The sequence below is a fragment of the Paenibacillus sp. FSL H7-0918 genome (assembly GCF_038007025.1).
Lineage (GTDB): Bacteria > Bacillota > Bacilli > Paenibacillales > Paenibacillaceae > Paenibacillus_AQ > Paenibacillus_AQ odorifer.
On record NZ_JBBOWJ010000001.1, the window covers coordinates 1,429,188 to 1,448,373 of the forward strand.

Genomic DNA, 19,186 nt, shown 5'->3' on the forward strand with positions numbered 1-19,186 from the left:
GCGCCGAAATATAAAGACTATATTTCCCGCATAAACGGAAGATCTCCGTTTACACTTATGCCGCTAGTATATGCTGTTTTGGGACAGGTAATGCAGAATTATGCTTCGATATGGATACCGATGGATTTATCACCGACTTCTACCGTCTCAAAAGCATGTTCTCCATCAAAATCAACCGTAGTCACAAGAACATTGTCTCGCAATACATTGTCAAATGCTGTAACAGCTGCTTTTAGCTCATCATCTAATTTCAAGGTGAGTGCGATCCGTTTCTCGATCGGCAGATCCAGACGTTTACGGTAATCTTGAACCGCGCGAATGATCTCACGAACCCAGCCTTCTTGTTCAAGCTCAGGCGTGATTTCGGTATTGAGCGCAACCGTAACTCCATATCCGGAAGCTGCGGCGAAACCTGCTTTGGCTTGTTTTTCAACAAGCAGCTCTTCAGAAGTGATTACAAGCTCTTCACCTTCAGGTGTCGCAATTGCAATTTTACCGTCCTGTACCGCTTTGCGGGTAGAATCACTGTCGAGGCTTTTCAGGAAGCCTTGCAGGAAGCCTACATTTTTACCGTATTTTTTACCGGCTACCTTAAGATTCAGCTTGAGTGTGAAATCAACAAATCCGCTGTCACTGTTCTCCAGCACGATGTTCTTGATGTTGATCTCATCTTTGATGATCTCTTCATACTCAGCCAAATGGAAGTCACGGTTCATCGAAACGATCAGCTCGGACAGCGGTTGACGATTCTTAATGCCTGTTTCGTTACGTACGTTACGCGCCAACTCAACGATCTGTCTTGCACTTTCCATATCCTCTTCCAGCTCTTTATCGATCAAGTTCTCGTCAGCAACCGGGTAGTCTGCCAAATGCACACTTTCTCCGCCGCCAAGGTTCGTGAAGATATCTTCGGACAACATCGGTGTAAATGGAGCCATCAAAGTTGCTGTCGCCAAAAGCACATGAGTCAACGTACGGTAAGCATCCAGTTTATCTTCACCTAGGCCACTCCCCCAGAAACGGTCACGGGAACGACGGATATACCAGTTACTCAGCTCATCCACAAAGTTCTCAATAGCTCTAGATGTATTCACGAAGTCATTTACCGCAAGTCCTTTATCCACCAAAAGAATCAAGCTGTTCAGACGGGACAGAATCCAGCGGTCCAGCTTATGTTTTGATACTTTAAAAGGATGATCGGCTGGATCGTAACCATCAATGCCCGCATACAGCGTCAAGAAGGCATGTGTATTTACCAGCGTATCCACTACTTTAGATTTCGTCTCACCTACAAGACCACGCGAGAAACGTTTATTATTCCACGGTGCACTGTCGGACAAAATAGCCCAACGGAAAGCATCCGTACCATACTCATTCATGATTTCCCAAGGATCAATAACATTGCCCTTGGATTTGGACATTTTTTGACCATTCTCATCGAGGATATGGCCTGTAGCAATTACCGCTTTATAAGGTGCTTTACCCTTGAACAAGGTGGATACTGCAAGCAAGCTATAGAACCATCCACGGGTCTGGTCGATCCCTTCACAGATCATATCTGCCGGATACTGATCATTCAGCTTATCCTCGTTCTCAAACGGATAATGGCTTTGTGCAAAAGGCATCGAGCCACTATCGAACCATACGTCGATCACTTCCGATGTACGAACCATCTCTGCACCTTCGCTAAACGGACTGCGCAGCTTGATCTTATCCACGAAAGGTTTATGCAGTTCGATATCTTCAGGAACATCACCAATCGCCATCGCTCTTAGCTCTTCAATGCTGTGTGGAGCAAACTCTTTACCCGTCTCTTGACATACCCAGACATTGAGGGGTGTACCCCAATAACGGTTACGGCTGATATTCCAGTCAACCAGTTCATCCAAGAACTTCCCGAAACGGCCTTCTCGTACATGCTCAGGGTACCAAGTTACACTGTTGTTGTTAGCAATCAGCTGATCTTTGATCGCTGTAGTGTTGATGAACCAGCTGTCTGTTGCGTAATACAAAAGTGGTGTATCACAACGCCAGCAGAACGGATAGCTGTGCTCGTATTTCTCTTTACCGTAAAGCAATCCTTTTTCAGACAAAACCTTAATGATATCCAGATCGCAATCCTTAACAAAACGTCCCGCAAAATCAGAGACTACATCCGTATACTTACCGGAATTATCAACCACATTTACGAAGCTGATGCCATTCTCACGGCAAGTCTTGTAGTCATCTTCACCATGTGCTGGTGCCATGTGTACGATCCCTGTACCACTGGAATCTGTAACGAAAGAAGCGCCTACGATAACATTGCTTTTCTCTGCCTTAATATATCCGAATGGAGGTGCGTAAGTTTTACCGATAAACTCGGAACCTTTATGTGTAGAAAGGACTGTGTGCTCGCCTTTCATTACTTCTTCGACCAAGTTTTTAGCAACGATGTACACACCATCTTCTTGTTGCACACGTACATAATCCATGTCCGGGTTCATAGCTAGCGCCATATGGGCTGGCAAGGTCCAAGGTGTTGTCGTCCAAGCCAATACGTAGTCTCCGCTGTCATCCAGCTTGAACTTCGCGGTTGCACTGAGATCCTTAACGGTTTTGTAGCCTTGAGCAACTTCATGCGAGCTTAGTGTAGTCTGGCAGCTCGGGCAATACGGGCTAACACGGTGTCCGCGGTAAAGCAACCCGTTCTCATGCACTGTAGCCAAGATGTTCCATACACTTTCGATATAGGTGTTATCCAAGGTTACGTAAGGATTATCTAGATCTGTCCAGTATCCAATCGCTTCTGTAAATTCACGCCATTGCTTCTCATAACCAAAGACGCTGTCTTTACATTCCTGGATGAATTTTTCTACGCCATATTCCTCGATCTCTTGTTTACCGGAGATGCCAAGCTTCTTTTGTACGCCTAGTTCTACTGGCAGACCGTGTGTATCCCAGCCTGCTTTACGTACCACGCGGTAACCTTTCATTGTCTGGTAACGACCGATGAAATCCTTGATTACCCGTCCCAGCACGTGTCCGATATGCGGCGCACCGTTTGCTGTAGGCGGACCTTCATAGAATACATAATTTGGACGTCCCTCACGGTTCTCCATGGACTTGCGGAACGTATTTTCGTCGCTCCATTTCTTTAATATGCGGACATCTCTTGCCCGCGCCTTTTCTCTGACATCTACTTTTTGCATGTGATGGTCAATCCTTTCATGGATTAGTCTATAAAGCTCTTTTCGATCTTTGGGCGATCCTTGCGCAGCTGGTCGCTCACCGCTCTTGCCCGGGCTCCCGAGCCGCGATCCCGCAGGGCAGCAATCGCTCGGGGCGCTATACGCGACCTTGCGCAGCTGGTCGCTCACCACTCTTGCCCTGGCTCTCGAGCCGCGTTCCCGCAGGGCAGCAATTGCTCGGGGCGCCAATGGGCGACCTTGCGCAGCTGGTCGCTCACCGCTCTTGCCCGGGCTCCCGAGCCGCGATCCCGTTAGGGCAGCAATTGCTCGGGGCGCCAATGGGCGACCTTGCGCAGCTGGTCGCTCACCGCTCTTGCCCTGGCTCCCGAGCTGCGATCCCGCAGGGCAGCAATCGCTCGGGGCGCCATACGCGACCTTGCGCAGCTGGTCGCTCACCGCTCTTGCCCGGGCTCCCGAGCCGCGATCCCGTTAGGGCAGCAATTGCTCGGGGCGCCATGGGCGACCTTGCGCAGCTGGTCGCTCACCGCTCTTGCCCGGGCTCCCGAGCTGCGATCCCGTAGGGCAGCAATCGCTCGGGGCGCCATACGCGACCTTGCGCAGCTGGTCGCTCACCGCTCTTGCCCGGGCTCCCGAGCCGCGATCCCGTAGGGCAGCAATCGCTCGGGGCGCCATACGCGACCTTGCGCAGCTGGGCGCTCACCGCTCTTGCCGTAAAGGCCCCGCAGGCGAACCCGCCAGGGGAGCCTAAGAAGGGCCGCTCCTTCAGCCACATGAATCCGTTCGTTTCCACCACCGTACCTAGTTTGCACGAGGCTTTACTTTGCGGGTGTCCAGAGGGCAGCAGCCCTTGGGGTCCCCCTTAGAAAGGGGGATTTAGGGGGATGGCCGCCCCGGAACAACAAAATAAGCGTCATCCCACCCCCAAAGGGGCGAGACGACGCTCGCGATACCACCCTAATTCTGCGCATGAGCACATCCTTAAGGGGAGTGTATTCAGCACAATCTCAGTCCTGCGCGTAAATCTTGTGCACAGGTCCGGTGTAACGTCCGGCAGACGGTTAGGCTTACGCACGATCAACGCTTCAGCTTAACTTCTAGGGGAAGATCTTCCGGCAGGGTTCGAACAATCGGCTCGCAGCAATCGCCGACTCTCTGGAGAACGTTACCTTGTCGTACTTGTCCCGTCATCGAATACATATAAACATTATACAGATATGTTCTATTTATAGACTTTTTGAATCTAAATGTCAACAACCATTCGCCCAATCTAGCTATTATGAGCGTACTTGCACATGGAGTTCACTTTATTATGGTCTATTTTATCGGAAAATAAAAATAGAGGGAATAGCTCCCTCTATTTAGCCAATTATCGTCTGAAACCTTTAGATGCGATGAAGAACATCATCCTTGAAAGCTACATTCTCGCTCGCCTCACGACTCTCTAAGGCATTCCAGTCATCCTGTGATAACAGCTCCAGCTGAGCTTCCACTAATGTCCGGAAACGAGTGCGATAGATCGAAGCTTGCTTGCGCAATTCTTCAGTCTCAATAGCAACCTTACGGGATTTGGATAACGCTTCGTTAATAATACGATCGGCGTTTTTCTCCGCTTCCTTGATAATGAGCTGGGATTCCTTCTTGGAGTTGTTCTTCACATCATCCGCCGCTTCCTGAGCGACTAAGATCGTCTTCGATAAACTTTCTTCAATATTCACAAAATGATCCAGACGCTCTTGAATAGACAAAAGCTGATTCTGCAGTTCCTTGTTCTCACGGATGACGCTTTCGTAATCCTTGATCACTTGATCCAGAAATTCGTTGACCTCGTCCTCATCATAACCGCGAAGTCTCCGAGAAAACTCCTTGTTATGTATATCGAGCGGTGTTAATGGCATGCTGTGCACCTCCTAGAAATTTCGGACCTTCTTTATCTCTAAATCGCAACTAAGCGGCAGACAAAGAAGAAAGACTGTACTTCAAGTAAAGGCAGAAGGTGTTCCTGTGTTCCGCCTGCCATTCATGGTCCGCCTCTTCTTAAAAGTATCGGCGTCCAGCTTAAAAAATGTTTGATTCCCTCGAAATAATCAATTTCGACAAGTAAGACCGTATTCCTGCAAGGGATTCACACAAATTTACCAATCTGAACACGGTATCGGCCCTTTTTCGTCAAACTGCCGACCTCTAGAACCTTGAAGCGACCAAAGCCTTGAATAGATACCATGTCACCATCCTTAAGACCGCAGGATGGGTCTTCCTCCACTTTCCAGTTTACCCGAACACGTCCAGCCTTGATGGGAGCAAGAATTTTGCTTCGGCTAAGCCGTGTTACATCTGCGGCAATGCCATCCAATCGCAGGGATGCTACAGTCAAATCCATCAATTCCAGCTTAACCTCACTATTACGCAAGGCGGAAAGGGGTAATACTTCCGTACTTACCTGTATCCGGTGCACTCCAGTTAAATTCATAGCTAAATAATCTGCAATATCAGCAGCGACTACAACATGACAACCATCGTCCAGAACATGAATATCACCGATTTTGCCTCGTTTAACGCCCAGCCCCAGAATAGAACCCATGTAGTCCCCATGCTCCAGAGCCAGAAACTTCTGCTCCCCTGAGGTTATTGCAAGCACCTTCAGCTCCATGTCTTCCTGATCCAGGTCACGATAATCAGGAGCGACAAGCGCTCGCTTCCGCTCTGCCTCAGCATGTCCACCTTCCCATTTAACAATCACATCAGGATGGCGGTTAACTAAAGTTTGCAGAATAAAACCTTGGCGGGGATCGAGAAATTCAGTTAATTTAGTCTCATGATATTCTCCAGCGTTGGTAACCCATTCGAAGGCCTTGTCCACAAATTGACGTTCATCGGGATGAAAATGCCCGTAAACTTCGTTCTTCATCACAATTGCCTAAAAAATCAAATGCAGGATAGATTTAAGTCCGCCTGCAGCGAATTCCAAGACAAGTAATGCAATAATTGGAGAGATATCAAGTGTACCGAAGAGCGGTGGAATAAACCGTCTGAAAGGTGTTAAATACGGCTCTACGAGTTTGCTTAGCAGTTCTCCAATGAAGTTATCACGAACGTTGGGTAACCAGGACATTAGCACATAGAAAATAATCATGTAAAAATAAATGTTAAACAAAATATCGATAATGTAATCAATTTGAAGCAAAGCCCATTCACCTCATTCTGTTATAGTCTTGATCGTCACCTAGGATTTCTGTAATGGAGCCTTGAATTTCAACAGTATCTGGAGTGCACATAAATATATTGCCCCCAATTTTAGAGATTCCTCCCCCAAGGGCATAAACAGTTCCGCTGAGAAAATCAATAATTCGCATTGCTTGATCATTGCGAACACGCTGCAGGTTAATTACTACCGTCCGATGCGAACGGAGATGATCAGCAATCTCCTGTGCCTCATCATATGAACGTGGTTCATATAATACAACCTTGACATTTTTTTGCGAATGGATACTGACAACGTTGCCCCTCTGATTTTTGCGGGTTTCTACAGGGGCCGGCTCATACTCATCCTCTTCGTGGATTTGCTCCCGCTCCACAACTTCCTCTTCCTCCTGCAAGCCCAAAAAACTCATAAATCGGTTCATAACGCTCATCACGATCCCTCCTAATGGCCTACTAACACCGTACCCAGGCGTACCCAGGTGGCTCCTTCCTGTATCGCCACTTCAAAATCATTCGACATTCCCATGGACAGCTCCGTAATCGGCTCAGGTGTCAAAGCAAGTTGATTAAGCTCATCGCGCAGCTCACGAAGTCCGCGAAATACAGGACGGGTAAGCTCTGAATCACCTTCTAAAGGTGCCATCGTCATAAGTCCAATTACCTTAACGCGGTCCAAACTAGCGATTTCACGTAAAAATCCAGGTACTGCCTCAGGTGACAGACCAAACTTCGTATCTTCGCCAGAGATATTCACTTGAAGAAACACATTCACTTCCTGATCAGCGGCAAGCGCCTTTTTGTGTAATTCTTGCGCCAGAGACATCCGGTCCAAAGAGTGTATATATTGAAATTTGCCAATAACGTCTTTAACCTTATTGGTTTGCAAATGCCCGATAAAATGCCATGTCCCTTTGTCCCCTAAAACCTTCCATTTGTGCTCAGCATCCTGCCAGCGACTCTCAGCAACATGCTCTAGGCCTGCCTCCAATACGGAGGATACCATTTCCAGAGAAACATATTTCGTCACTGCAATTACCTTGACGTCATTACGATCCCGGCCGCTTGCCGCACAGGCACGTGCTACACGTTCCTCTACCTCAGCAATTCTCTCCTGCAGTGTTAAAGACAACTTTCAACTCTCCTTTATTCCGATCCAGCTCGTCATTCTGCCTGTAATACCGTTTTCTTTGCGATAAGAAAAAAACAAATCACGATTACAGCTTGTACACCATGTTGTACATTCGATATGAGTCGGCAATATTCCTGCTTTTATCATAATGCGTCGATTCATTTCTTTCAAGTTTAGCAAGTATTTACTCTGATCAGTCTCTGAGGCTCTGTAAAGCTCCACAGCATCGAAAGTTTTTATCCCCTCATTCAAGCTGCCCTCCAGCTGCCGAACATGCTCCATCACATAATCATCCACCTCATAACAGCAGTCGCCAATGGATGGACCGATCGCTGCCACAATATCATGTGGATGGCTGCCGTATACCGTTTGCAGCTTACTCACCATAGCTGCGGCAATCTGAGCCACCGTTCCTTTCCAGCCTGCATGCGCAAGACCAACGACTCTACGCACGGGATCATAAAAATAAAGGGGCACACAATCCGCATAAAAAGAAGTCAACAAAACCCCAGGCACATCCGTCAGCAGACCATCCGTAGCTTGAAATGCCGATGCTCTGTCCTGTTGTCCCCGCCCACGGTCTACTTCCCTTACTACAGCTATCTCTGCCCCATGAGTTTGTTCTCCACAGGTCCATGCTTCCGGCTTGAAATCAAGAGCTTCGGCAAGCGCTCTCCGATTGCTCAGGACATCTTCAGGAGCATCCCCAACGTGAAACGCACAATTCAGGCTGTCATAGGGCACCTTGCTAGCCCCTCCCTGTCTACCAGTAAACCCCGCTGTAATTTCGTTATGCTCCACTCGCCAAGGCTCCAGATGGAGCAGCATAAGCATTTCTTTCCCCTGCACAAACGGTTCCATTTCCTCACCTCCGCCTTAGTGTACCACATGTAAATACCCGTACAAAGTGACGGTTAAGCCTGATCGCCTAAATTCTTAAATAAAAAAACAAAAAACGCACCTAATTAATAAGTGCGCCGTTCGCTGCGATCTCCCCGTTCCAGATACATCGTTTCACGCTCTTCCTGTCCCGGAGACATCCGCGACTCTTCAATCTTCACGAGTACTACATCGGACCCGATCTTAACTATATTCCGCCATGGAATAATCAGATCTGTCCCGCCTCCGAACAATCCCATAAACCGAGTGTATCCGGGTATAACGATGGCATCAATGACACCACGGCGCAAATCAAGCTCCAGATCACTAATCTGCCCCAGCCGCTTGCCATCTACAATGTTGATAACATCCTTCGTCTGAAAATCTGAGATTTTCATTTTTTTGGCAGACCCTTGATAATCCTCATTCATCTCACCACCCCTGTACAATCCGACCTATAGTCCAATATATGATCCGGAAGCTTGTCAACATGCATTAAAAAGAGGAGACAACCCAAAATCCTTAACCCGGATTCTGGAATATCTCCTCATGGCTACTGCTCTAAGATTTCACGTGTTTTTGCATTTGCTGAATCGCAGATTTCTCCAGACGTGAGACCTGTGCCTGTGAAATGCCAATCTCATCTGCGACCTCCATCTGTGTTTTCCCTTCGAAAAACCGCATGGATAAAATTCGTTTCTCCCTTTGTCCTAACTTACGCATCGCTTCACGTAATGCAATTTCTTCGATCCACGACACATCCTTATTCTTATCGTCGCTAATCTGGTCCATTACATAAATAGGATCGCCGCCGTCATGATAGATCGGCTCGAATAAGGACACTGGATCCTGAATGGCATCAAGAGCAAAAACAACATCTTCCTTCGGCACACCCAGCGCTTCTGATATTTCGAATATCGTCGGTTCCCGTGAGTTCTGATTGGTCAGACTATCACGTACCTGGAGCGCCTTGTAGGCGATATCTCTGAGAGAACGTGATACCCGAATCGGGTTGTTATCACGCAGGTAACGCCGAATCTCACCGATAATCATCGGAACTGCATATGTGGAGAATTTAACGTTTTGTGATAAATCGAAATTATCGATGGCTTTCATCAGACCGATGCAACCCACCTGGAACAAATCGTCAACAAATTCTCCCCTATTATTGAACCTCTGGATAACGCTTAGAACAAGTCTAAGATTACCGTTTACCAATTTCTCTCTGGCGGATCGCTCGCCCTGCTGCTGCAGCGAAGTGAACAGTTGCCGCATTTCCACATTCGTTAGAACAGGCAGCTTAGCAGTATCCACACCGCAAATCTCGACTTTATTACGGGTCATGATGATTTACCTCCCAAGGAGAAACATTACTGTACATTATCTCCCGGGCTCGCCATTTTATTCCTTGCTAATTTCACCTTACACCATCTTGTTAAACTCCTTGCGCAGCCGCTTGATAATTCTTTTCTCCAGCCGCGAAATATAAGATTGGGAGATGCCAAGCAGATCAGCCACATCTTTTTGTGTCTTTTCTTCGCCTCCGCGCAGGCCAAATCTCAGCTCCATAATGAGTCTTTCCCGGTCACTCAGCTTTTCCAGTGCCTTTTGCAGCAGCTTGCGATCAACCTGTTCTTCTATGTTCCGATAAATGGTATCATTTTCCGTTCCTAATACGTCAGAAAGCAATAATTCATTGCCATCCCAATCAATATTAAGCGGCTCATCAAAAGAAACCTCACTCCGTGTCTTGCTGTTCCGCCGCAGATACATTAAGATTTCGTTCTCTATGCAGCGGGATGCATAAGTAGCCAGTTTTATTTTTTTCTCAGGATCAAAAGTGTTCACAGCCTTAATTAAGCCAATAGCGCCAATCGAAACCAGATCCTCGATATTGATTCCGGTATTCTCAAATTTACGAGCGATATATACTACCAAGCGAAGATTGCGCTCAATCAACATCGCACGAACAGCTGCATCGCCGCTAGACAGCCGCTGAAGCAGATATTCTTCTTCTTCCCGTGTCAGCGGTGGAGGAAGTGCCTCACTCCCGCCAATATAATAGATTTCCTGACTCTTCAGCCCTAGTAGAAACAGCATGCGGTAATATTGCAGCTGCAGAGCAATTTTCCATTTGACCATTATTTGTTCCTCCTCCAAGAAGTGCACGGTTCGCGTGTGAAGCTTTCAAATCCCGCTTTCAGCCATCAGAAGTTTGGTTCAGCTAGCTTTAAAGATTAGGAAGGCAGTGCTGCAACAGTAGCGCTCTCTTTTTGAGTCAAATCAGGATGTATTACAGCCCGATAGGCTCCATCCCCCGACAATGTCCCACCATCCAGCCCAATCAAGACTCTTTTACAATAAAAGATATCTTCACCAAGCTTTATCGTCACCTGATCAGGCTTCAGTGCGAGCATAAATGATGCCCCCCGGTTAACTCCCCTGTAAGGCACCAGTCGCATCCTGTCCTGCCAAGCAAACGACTGCCCGTCCGTTTCTAGTAAAAGTTTGTCCGCTCCGTCCTGAGTGAGTCTACCTTTCCATGTTTCAGGCAGATGTCCCTCCCAGAGCGAAGATTCCATAACCATCACCGGTATGCGGGTCAAAGGATCACAAAGCCGGTTACCTGTGTCTAGCAGGCCGGGACAGGAAACAGTCACTCCATCAATTTCTACTACCACCTCACCGATATAGGTTTCAAGCTGCTCCCTTCTGATTCGTGAGGAGTGCACTGCCTTGAAGCAGATTAACACCAGGGGAAATACTGCAATTACAAACCAAAAGCCAATCTTTAGGCGGTAAGCATGCCCTCCTGAAGCAGTGAACATAATACCATTCCAAATATCACCGGAGCTCTGCAGCAAATAGTGAATACCTACAATCCCACCAGCCGCTGCGAAATTGATAATATAAAAAGCTCCCATAGTGCGAAGGTAGCTTTGCAGACTCCCAAAACCAAAGGCAATCCATAGCATAACCACCGACAATCCAAACTTAATGAGGAAGGTATACATGAAAGACAACTCCGGCACAAACATCATCACCACATACAGCGCACCAACCAGAGCTGAGAGGACTAAACGCCACCATGATATCCTCAGCTTGACCATCCAGCCTGTCAGCCACAAAAGAATTCCGTCGATCACTAGATTGGCGGCGAATATCAAGTCAATATAAACAACCAGTGCATTCACCTGCTTACTATGGCGGAATCTATCCTGTAGCCAAAATAGATCAGGCTCTGTTTTTTTGGACGATATGATTAGTATAAAAAGTCTCGCATTCAAAGTCTGTCTAAACTTGGGGGGCATTCTTAAGGTTTTTTTGTCGAGTTATAGCGCGGGAGGGTTTTATTCCTACTGAACAGCATTTCACATAAAAAAAAGCACCGCATTGCCCTAGCTCTATTAGCTGGGGAATACGGTGCTTCATATCTCTTAATAAAAATATTTAATTAGTCATTGTTGCCACGATTACGGTTACGCAGGAACGTTGGAATATCTAACTGATCTGACGTGTTCTGATTCCCGAACGGACGCAGATTAGCAGCGTTCTTATCCGGTGCTGCCGCTGGCTCGTTATTCGTCGAGACCGGACGGCGTCCTGGAGCTTCAGGCGATGGTTTATGTTCAAAGCCAGTAGCAATTACTGTTACTTTGATATCATCCTTCAGGCCTTCATCAATTATCGCACCAAAGATCATATTCACTTCAGGATCAGAGGCGGATGTAACAATCTCAGCCGCTTCATTGACTTCGTATAGAGAGAGGTTAGATCCTCCCGTAATGTTCATGATTACGCCGCGGGCGCCTTCAATAGACGTTTCCAAGAGTGGGCTCATGATGGCTTTACGTGCTGCTTCAGACGCACGGTTCTCACCATTTGCAATACCAATACCCATAAGCGCTGAACCGCGCTCTGTCATGATCGTCTTTACATCCGCAAAGTCAAGGTTAATCAGACCAGGAACCTTAATTAGGTCAGAGATACCTTGAACAGCCTGCCGGAGAACATTATCTGCTTCACGGAAAGCTTCCAACATCGGTGTTTTCTTATCAACAATTTCAAGCAAACGGTCATTTGGAATGACGATTAGTGTGTCGACTTTTTCTTTCAAAGCTTCGATTCCAAGCATTGCCTGGTTATAACGTTTTCTTCCTTCAAATGTGAACGGGCGAGTCACTACACCCACAGTCAGGGCTCCACACTCTCTAGCAATTTCAGCTATAACTGGCGCCGCACCTGTACCTGTACCGCCACCCATTCCTGCAGTAACAAATACCATATCTGCACCTTTAAGGGTATTCGAAATCAGATCACGGGATTCCTCCGCTGCTTTCTTACCGACTTCAGGGTTGGCGCCTGCACCCAAACCGCGGGTCAGCTTGTCCCCAATCTGCAGCTTGTGCTCCGATTTGGCCATATGCAACGCTTGGGCGTCTGTATTAACCGTAATAAATTCTACACCCTGAACGCCGTTTTCAATCATCCGGTTGACAGCATTACTACCTCCGCCGCCCACGCCGATGACTTTTATTTGCGCCAAGCTCTCCATTTCAAAATCAAATTCTAACATATTGTTCCATCTCCCCCTCAATGTGCTTGGATGGCCGGTCCAAGTATATCTGGACTTACACTTATATAAACTCGCTAAACATATTTTTTAGACGCTCCACAAATCCGGGCTTCTGAACAGTTTCCTGACTCGGATTGGCGTTCTGCTTGCTCCGGTTGACCGTCTTTTTGTTGCTGCTTCCACCACTGTTTCTTCCACGGAAACTACGGACAACATTATGCAGAATACCGACACCGCCGGTAAACCCAGGGTCCCGTACACCGATATAATCCGGCACGGCGATGCGTACAGATGCAGCCAGCTCAGTCTGAGCAGCCTTCAATACACCCGGCATCGAGACAGTCCCACCTGTTAGTATATAACCTCCAGGCAGTTCACTGTAACCAAGCCGTTTAACTTCTTGACGAATCAGGTGGAATATTTCTTGCACCCTTGGCTCGATAATGGCCGCCAGATCCTCTTGGTTAAATTCCTTCTCCACGTTACTGCCAATGCGCAATACCTTGAAGACAACGTCTGAGGCTGCATCGTCAATCCAAGCACAACCATATTTAAGTTTTACCTTCTCCGCTTGATCAGTAAGTGTCCGAAGTCCGTAGGCAATATCATTGGTTACGAATTCTCCTCCGATCGGAATCGTGGAGGTTGCACTAAGAGAACCCTCTTCGTATATGGCTATTGTTGTTGAGCCCGCACCGATATCAACCAGAACAGATCCCATCGATTTCTCGTCCTTGGACAGCGCCAATCCACCAGCTCCAAGAGACATCAGCACAAGATCCTTTACCTTCAGCCCTGATTTCTCAACACAGCGTAGTAGATTATGTATTGGCGTCTTAGCACCCGTAATGATTGTTGCCTCAACTTCCAGACGAACACCAATCATTCCGCGCGGGTCTTGAATTCCTTCAAGACCATCGACGATAAATTGTTTGGGAACAACATCAATCACTTCACGCTCCGGAGGCATAGCAATGACTTCCGCAGCTTTAATTACGCGATCGATATCATCATCGCCGATTTCACGATCCTCATTCTGAACGGCCACAACGCCGTGGCTGGATTGCAGGCCAATATGATTACCGGAAATGCCTACATAAACCTCTGATATTTGAATACCCACCATCTGCTCTGCATGATCTATAGCACTTTTGATCGATTGCACAGTTTGGTCGATATCTACAATCGCGCCTTTACGTATTCCTTCCGAATCGGCAGATCCAACGCCAATAATATTAAAGGTTCCATTGGTAACTTCCCCAATTATTGCCCGAACTTTGGATGTACCGATGTCCAAACTAACAATGATGTCATTGTTGCTCAAGTCCTATGGCACCTCCTGTTATAATCATAATTAATTGCATTACCTTATCCCGGTCCCGGGAAACTTCTCTGTACATATTCAACATACCTAATCCTTTCCCTCTTTTTTCTACAAATTTTTTGAACGGAATAATATTCCAACATCCCCAAATGTGAATAGTTACTCATATGTTATTGTAAAAATAGCAATTATCACAAGAAATATCGGCCTAATTGGTCATTTCAACCAAATATAGTACTATATCTCAAAAAAATCGAAGAAAAAAGAGGGATATAGCTTCTTGCCCGTAACTCCGATTGTAGCATTTTTTTAACTCTATTAGTAGGGACTATTTACCTCCACACTACTCTTGCGCAACATCTTCTTCATCGCTTACAACCTGAAAGGGAACATATGAATCGGCTTCTAGCATTTTAATCAGTCCAGGCTGTTCAGTCTCTATAATCTGATTCAAATAGGACACCTTGCTCTTTAGCAATGAGATGGCTGTAATCACCTCAAAACGGGATCTAGTATAGAGCTTGATCCGGTCTGGAAAAGACAAGGTCGGCGAGGGAACAATCTCAGAGATATCACTTGTCAATTCATTAGGAATGCTTGCTAATGCTTGACATAGCTTAGCCTTATTCGGATCTTCCGGGTCCCAGTTCGTTAATATGGGTTTCTCAACGGCAATTCCTGTCTCATTAACAGGGACTGCAGCTCCACTGGACAGAATTGCCTTCAAGAGGCCTCCCTGTTCCAGTTCATAGGCTACCGCTGAAAACTCCTCAATCTTCACTGTGATCACCCCGGGGAAATCCTTCTGCACGCTGACGTCTTTAATCGTCTTAAGCTTCAGCAGAGATTCTTCCACATCTTTCGTTGATACAGCAAAGAATTGCCCACCTATTTTAATTCCACTTTGTGAGAGTAGCTCTTCACTAGTAGAATACTTACTACCTTGAAAATCTATCACTGTAATATGGCTAATAGACGATCTAAAAAAAATCACAGCAAGAAGCGCAGTGAACAGCAGCAGCAGGATCGCCGTAATCTTACGGCTCATTTTTTTCTTAGGCTTGTCCTCTTTAAGAAGAGGTAATCGGGTTGTAGTCATTCTCATATTCTCCGTAATAAGGCCCTGTCTCCTTCTCTGGGAGATCTGGAAGGAGACAGGGAGCTTTAATTGGCCAAATCAAGTGGATCCGTTACAGGCACCTTACGGCTTATACGCGCGCCAAGCTTCTGAAACAGCTTCTCTATTCCATCATAACCACGGTCAATGTGATGCGCTTGCTCAACGACCGTAGTCCCTTGTGCAGCAAGCCCGGCAATGACCAGAGCTGCACCCGCCCGCAAATCAGTAGCTTCCACAGTAGCACCATACAATCTCTGAACGCCGCGAATAAACGCACGATTCAAATCGATAGAAATGTCAGCACCCATCCGGGCCATTTCTTCCACATGTTTGAACCGTCCCTCAAACACCGTCTCCTTGATCACACTAAAACCATCGGCGAGCGACAGCAGCACCATGACCTGAGATTGCAGATCCGTCGGGAAAGAAGGATAAGGAGAGGTTACAATTCTCTCAACCGCACGCGGACGCCCCATGCAGCTGACATTAATTATATCATTGCATACTGTGATTTGAACACCAGCCCGCTTAAGCACATGAATAAGCGAAGTCAGATGCCCGGCGTTCGTATGTGTCAAGGTCACATTCCCACGTGTAGCTGCCGCAGCAATCATTACAGTTCCAGCCACTATCCGGTCTGGGATTACCTCGTACGTACAGGGATATAAGTTTTTGACACCCTGGATCGTAATGGTATCCGTGCCTGCACCGATAATCTGAGCACCCATACTATTCAAAAATTGCTGTAGATCCTGTATTTCCGGCTCTCTTGCTGCTCCCGATATCGTCGTTGTCCCCTCTGCCTTGGCGGCAGCCATCATAATATTCTCCGTGGCTCCAACACTTGGATAGTCGAGATGAATATCACTCCCTACAAGCTTTGAGCCCCGACAGGATATTCGTCCGTTGCTTTCCTCGATCTCCGCCCCCAGTGCTTTAAGACCCTGCAAATGAAGATCGATTTTACGCTCCCCGATCGCACAGCCACCAGGCTGATAGATCGTTACCTCACCAAATCTGGATAACAGCGGTCCCATTAAAAAAATGGAAGATCTCATCTGCCGCATCAAATCCTCAGGTACATGAGATGTCCCCACGGCTGACGTATCTATCGTCACCGTATCCTCTTGATGCACGCACCTGCAGCCCAGCCGATCCAAGATGTCTAGCATAGTCTCGATGTCCAGCAGCTTCGGCACATTATGCAGTGAGTGAACTCCTTCGGCCAGCAGGCTTGCCGCTAGAATCGGCAGCGCCGCATTTTTTGCTCCATGGATACGAATGGTGCCTGACAGGGGACTTCCACCCTCAATCACCAATTTGTCCAATGTATCACCTCCGAGATTACCGCTCACCCACCACAAACACTTCCGATACAAGGTCATATGAAATGTACAAGATTATCCTGCACTACCTTTCAGGTTAGGAAGTGTCCTGGGTGATTGTCACGATTATAGGATTATCCTATGTTCGTTCCTCCAAGTGTGTGACAGAGAGCTGCCAATAAGGAAAAACCTCTCAAAGGTTAATGGCTTAAGACTGTTTACCGGCTAGTCTTCGGAGTTCGTTAGTGACAATGGCAGCAGAATCCCTTTTGCCCAGTCGTTTGGAAGCCTCGGACATTTTTTGGCATACAGCTTCAGTTCCAATGATTGCTTGCACAGCTTCATAAAGCGCCTTACCATTCAAATCCTTCTCAAGCAGCACCACAGCGGCTCCTTCGCGTTCCAGCTGTCTTGCATTCGCCTCTTGGTGATTATTCGTCACATTAGGAGAAGGGATAAGTACAGAAGGAATGCCCAGCGCTGTAATCTCAGCGAGAAAGGATGCCCCCGCCCGATTTACGATTAAGGAGGTACAAGCCAAGACCTCCGGCATATTGTGAACATAAGGCAGGACATGCAGCCAGTTCGGTGTGCTACCCAGCTTCTGACGCAATTCAGCACGGGTATCCTCAAAATAAGGCTCACCTGTAACGTAAACATAATGAACACCATTACCCTTACCCACAAATGGGGCCATTTCAATCATGGCTTTATTAATTGCCTTAGCCCCTTGACTGCCGCCAACAACCAAAACAACCGTGCTGTTATCCGGAATGCCCAGCGAGGCAAACCCCCGTTGTGGACTAGCCGTAGTAACGGTCGTTGCCCGAGGATTACCTGTGTAGATTACGTGCTTGCTCCCCGGAAAAGCAGATTCTGTCCCTTCAAAGCTTACGGCCACTGTACTCGCGTAACGACTTAGAAAACGATTTGTTAAACCAGGGATAGCATTTTGCTCATGGATCAAGGTTGGGATGCCCAGCCGGGATGCAGCGTAAACGACTGGACCACATACATAACCGCCTGTACCAATTACAACATCAGGCTTAAACTCTCTTAACATTTCTTTGGAAGCCTTAACGCCCTTTAAAAAACGCATCACCGTCTTGACGTTGTCCATGGACAGCTTGCGCCGAAAGCCAGTGATGTCGATAGATTTGAAAGGGATATTCTCTTGGGGAACAAGCTTGCTCTCTAAGCCACGCGTTCCACCAATATACAGGAAGGTAGATTCACTATCTTCTGATTCCAGTTGTCTAGCAACAGCGACTGCGGGATAGATATGACCACCCGTGCCTCCGCCGCTTAATACGATACGCATGTCTTTCACCTCGCATAACGGGATAAGTTCAATAGAATGCCCAGGGAGGTTAACATCAGTGTAAGCGAAGAACCTCCATAGCTAATCAGAGGAAGCGTAATGCCTGTTACAGGCATCAGACCAATGACCACACCAATATTAATAATGACTTGCACAGCCACCATACAGACGATGCCAACGGCCAAATAGCTTCCAAAACGGTCAGGCAGACTCATCGCCACCTTCATTCCGCGCCAGATTAGAATAAGAAACAGGATCAACACTGCCAAACCACCGATAAACCCCAGTTCCTCGGCCAATATAGAAAAAATAAAATCGGTCTGCGGCTCAGGTACATAACTGTACTTCTGCCGGCTCATTCCAAGTCCGAGACCCCCGAGCCCTCCAGGCCCAATCGCGTATAGCGACTGAATAATCTGGTAGCCTGCACCGAGGGGATCGGACCAAGGATCAAGAAAAGCGGTGATCCGCTGCAACCGGTAAGGTGCTGCGGCAACCAAAGCAACAAAACCAGCCACCCCAGCTACTCCTAGTGAGAGTAGATGTTTCATTCTTGCCCCAGCTGTAAAGACCATCATCAAGGCTGCGCCAAACATAACGGTACCTGTACCCAGATCCGGCTGGAGCATAATCAGTGCAAAAGCTGATCCGATAAGCGCTAACGGGGGAAGTAAGCCACGAGTGAAGGAGGTGATATCATACTCTTCTTTTCCCAGCCAATTCGCCAGAAATAGAATCATCCCCATCTTCATGAACTCGGAGGGCTGAATCCCGAAGGAGCTGATTCCGAGCCAGCTGCGCGCTCCCCCGCGAACTACACCAATGCCGGGAATAAGCACCATAACGAGCAGGATAAAGCAGACAATCAGTGCCGGCTTAGCCAGCTTTTTTAACACTTTGTAGTCTGTATTCGCTGTAACAAACATTGCAACAAGTCCCAGTCCTGCAAACAAAAGCTGCCTCTTTACAAAGTAAAACGAATCTCCATAATTGCGGAAGCCTAAAACAGATCCGGCGCTGTATACCATCACCATGCCGATCACCAGCAAAGAAAGAATGGGAATCAGCAACCAAATATCGGGAGCATGACGAGTTTTGTTCATCAGGAGCACACCTCTTGCAT

At 47.3% G+C, this 19,186-nt stretch carries 17 protein-coding genes and 1 other annotated feature; all 17 genes read right to left on the bottom strand.

Going from position 1 to position 19,186, the window contains the following annotated elements:
* Positions 1-98 precede the first annotated feature (98 nt).
* Positions 99-3,191, bottom strand: coding sequence for an isoleucine--tRNA ligase (gene ileS, locus MHI15_RS06630; protein ID WP_076128823.1), 3,093 nt, complete (start codon positions 3,189-3,191; stop codon positions 99-101).
* 922 nt (positions 3,192-4,113) lie between these two features.
* Positions 4,114-4,388: a binding site (T-box leader), on the bottom strand.
* A 185-nt stretch (positions 4,389-4,573) separates the two neighbouring features.
* Positions 4,574-5,086, bottom strand: a complete 513-nt coding sequence (locus tag MHI15_RS06635; RefSeq protein WP_051491297.1) for a DivIVA domain-containing protein — start codon at positions 5,084-5,086, stop codon at positions 4,574-4,576.
* Positions 5,087-5,313: 227 nt separating this feature from the next.
* Complete coding sequence (locus MHI15_RS06640; protein WP_036683613.1) at positions 5,314-6,096, bottom strand: YlmH family RNA-binding protein; 783 nt, start codon at positions 6,094-6,096, stop codon at positions 5,314-5,316.
* A 9-nt stretch (positions 6,097-6,105) separates the two neighbouring features.
* A complete protein-coding gene (locus MHI15_RS06645; protein ID WP_036683616.1) occupies positions 6,106-6,372 on the bottom strand; it encodes a YggT family protein in 267 nt (88 codons plus the stop codon).
* A 7-nt stretch (positions 6,373-6,379) separates the two neighbouring features.
* Positions 6,380-6,820 carry a cell division protein SepF gene (locus MHI15_RS06650; RefSeq protein WP_036683619.1) on the bottom strand — a complete coding sequence of 147 codons (441 nt, stop codon included), beginning with the start codon at positions 6,818-6,820 and terminating at the stop codon, positions 6,380-6,382.
* A gap of 11 nt (positions 6,821-6,831) precedes the next feature.
* Entirely contained in the window at positions 6,832-7,518 is a 687-nt protein-coding gene (locus MHI15_RS06655) for a YggS family pyridoxal phosphate-dependent enzyme (protein WP_340394477.1), read from the bottom strand.
* Between the two features lie 3 nt (positions 7,519-7,521).
* Positions 7,522-8,379: a peptidoglycan editing factor PgeF gene (gene pgeF, locus MHI15_RS06660; protein WP_340394480.1), complete on the bottom strand. Its 858-nt coding sequence runs from the start codon at positions 8,377-8,379 to the stop codon at positions 7,522-7,524.
* Between the two features lie 104 nt (positions 8,380-8,483).
* The gene (locus MHI15_RS06665) at positions 8,484-8,828 is read right to left on the bottom strand and encodes a YlmC/YmxH family sporulation protein (RefSeq protein ID WP_036683628.1); all 345 of its coding nucleotides are present in this window, start codon (positions 8,826-8,828) and stop codon (positions 8,484-8,486) included.
* A 130-nt stretch (positions 8,829-8,958) separates the two neighbouring features.
* The gene (gene sigG / locus MHI15_RS06670) at positions 8,959-9,741 is read right to left on the bottom strand and encodes an RNA polymerase sporulation sigma factor SigG (protein ID WP_036683631.1); all 783 of its coding nucleotides are present in this window, start codon (positions 9,739-9,741) and stop codon (positions 8,959-8,961) included.
* A gap of 78 nt (positions 9,742-9,819) precedes the next feature.
* Positions 9,820-10,542, bottom strand: coding sequence for an RNA polymerase sporulation sigma factor SigE (gene sigE, locus MHI15_RS06675; RefSeq protein WP_036683937.1), 723 nt, complete (start codon positions 10,540-10,542; stop codon positions 9,820-9,822).
* A gap of 92 nt (positions 10,543-10,634) precedes the next feature.
* Entirely contained in the window at positions 10,635-11,582 is a 948-nt protein-coding gene (gene spoIIGA, locus MHI15_RS06680; protein ID WP_076129086.1) for a sigma-E processing peptidase SpoIIGA, read from the bottom strand.
* Between the two features lie 269 nt (positions 11,583-11,851).
* Entirely contained in the window at positions 11,852-12,973 is a 1,122-nt protein-coding gene (gene ftsZ, locus MHI15_RS06685; RefSeq protein ID WP_076129065.1) for a cell division protein FtsZ, read from the bottom strand.
* 61 nt (positions 12,974-13,034) lie between these two features.
* On the bottom strand, positions 13,035-14,297 hold the full coding sequence (gene ftsA / locus MHI15_RS06690; RefSeq protein WP_341164260.1) for a cell division protein FtsA: 1,263 nt from the start codon (positions 14,295-14,297) through the stop codon (positions 13,035-13,037).
* Between the two features lie 343 nt (positions 14,298-14,640).
* Positions 14,641-15,396, bottom strand: coding sequence for a cell division protein FtsQ/DivIB (locus MHI15_RS06695; protein WP_339188128.1), 756 nt, complete (start codon positions 15,394-15,396; stop codon positions 14,641-14,643).
* Between the two features lie 65 nt (positions 15,397-15,461).
* Positions 15,462-16,745 (bottom strand): UDP-N-acetylglucosamine 1-carboxyvinyltransferase, encoded by a 1,284-nt coding sequence (gene murA / locus MHI15_RS06700; RefSeq protein WP_036683642.1) that lies wholly within the window; start codon positions 16,743-16,745, stop codon positions 15,462-15,464.
* Positions 16,746-16,950: 205 nt separating this feature from the next.
* The gene (murG, locus tag MHI15_RS06705) at positions 16,951-18,063 is read right to left on the bottom strand and encodes an undecaprenyldiphospho-muramoylpentapeptide beta-N-acetylglucosaminyltransferase (protein ID WP_341164261.1); all 1,113 of its coding nucleotides are present in this window, start codon (positions 18,061-18,063) and stop codon (positions 16,951-16,953) included.
* A 5-nt stretch (positions 18,064-18,068) separates the two neighbouring features.
* Positions 18,069-19,166, bottom strand: a complete 1,098-nt coding sequence (gene spoVE / locus MHI15_RS06710) for a stage V sporulation protein E (protein WP_036683647.1) — start codon at positions 19,164-19,166, stop codon at positions 18,069-18,071.
* Between the last annotated feature and the right edge of the window lie 20 nt (positions 19,167-19,186).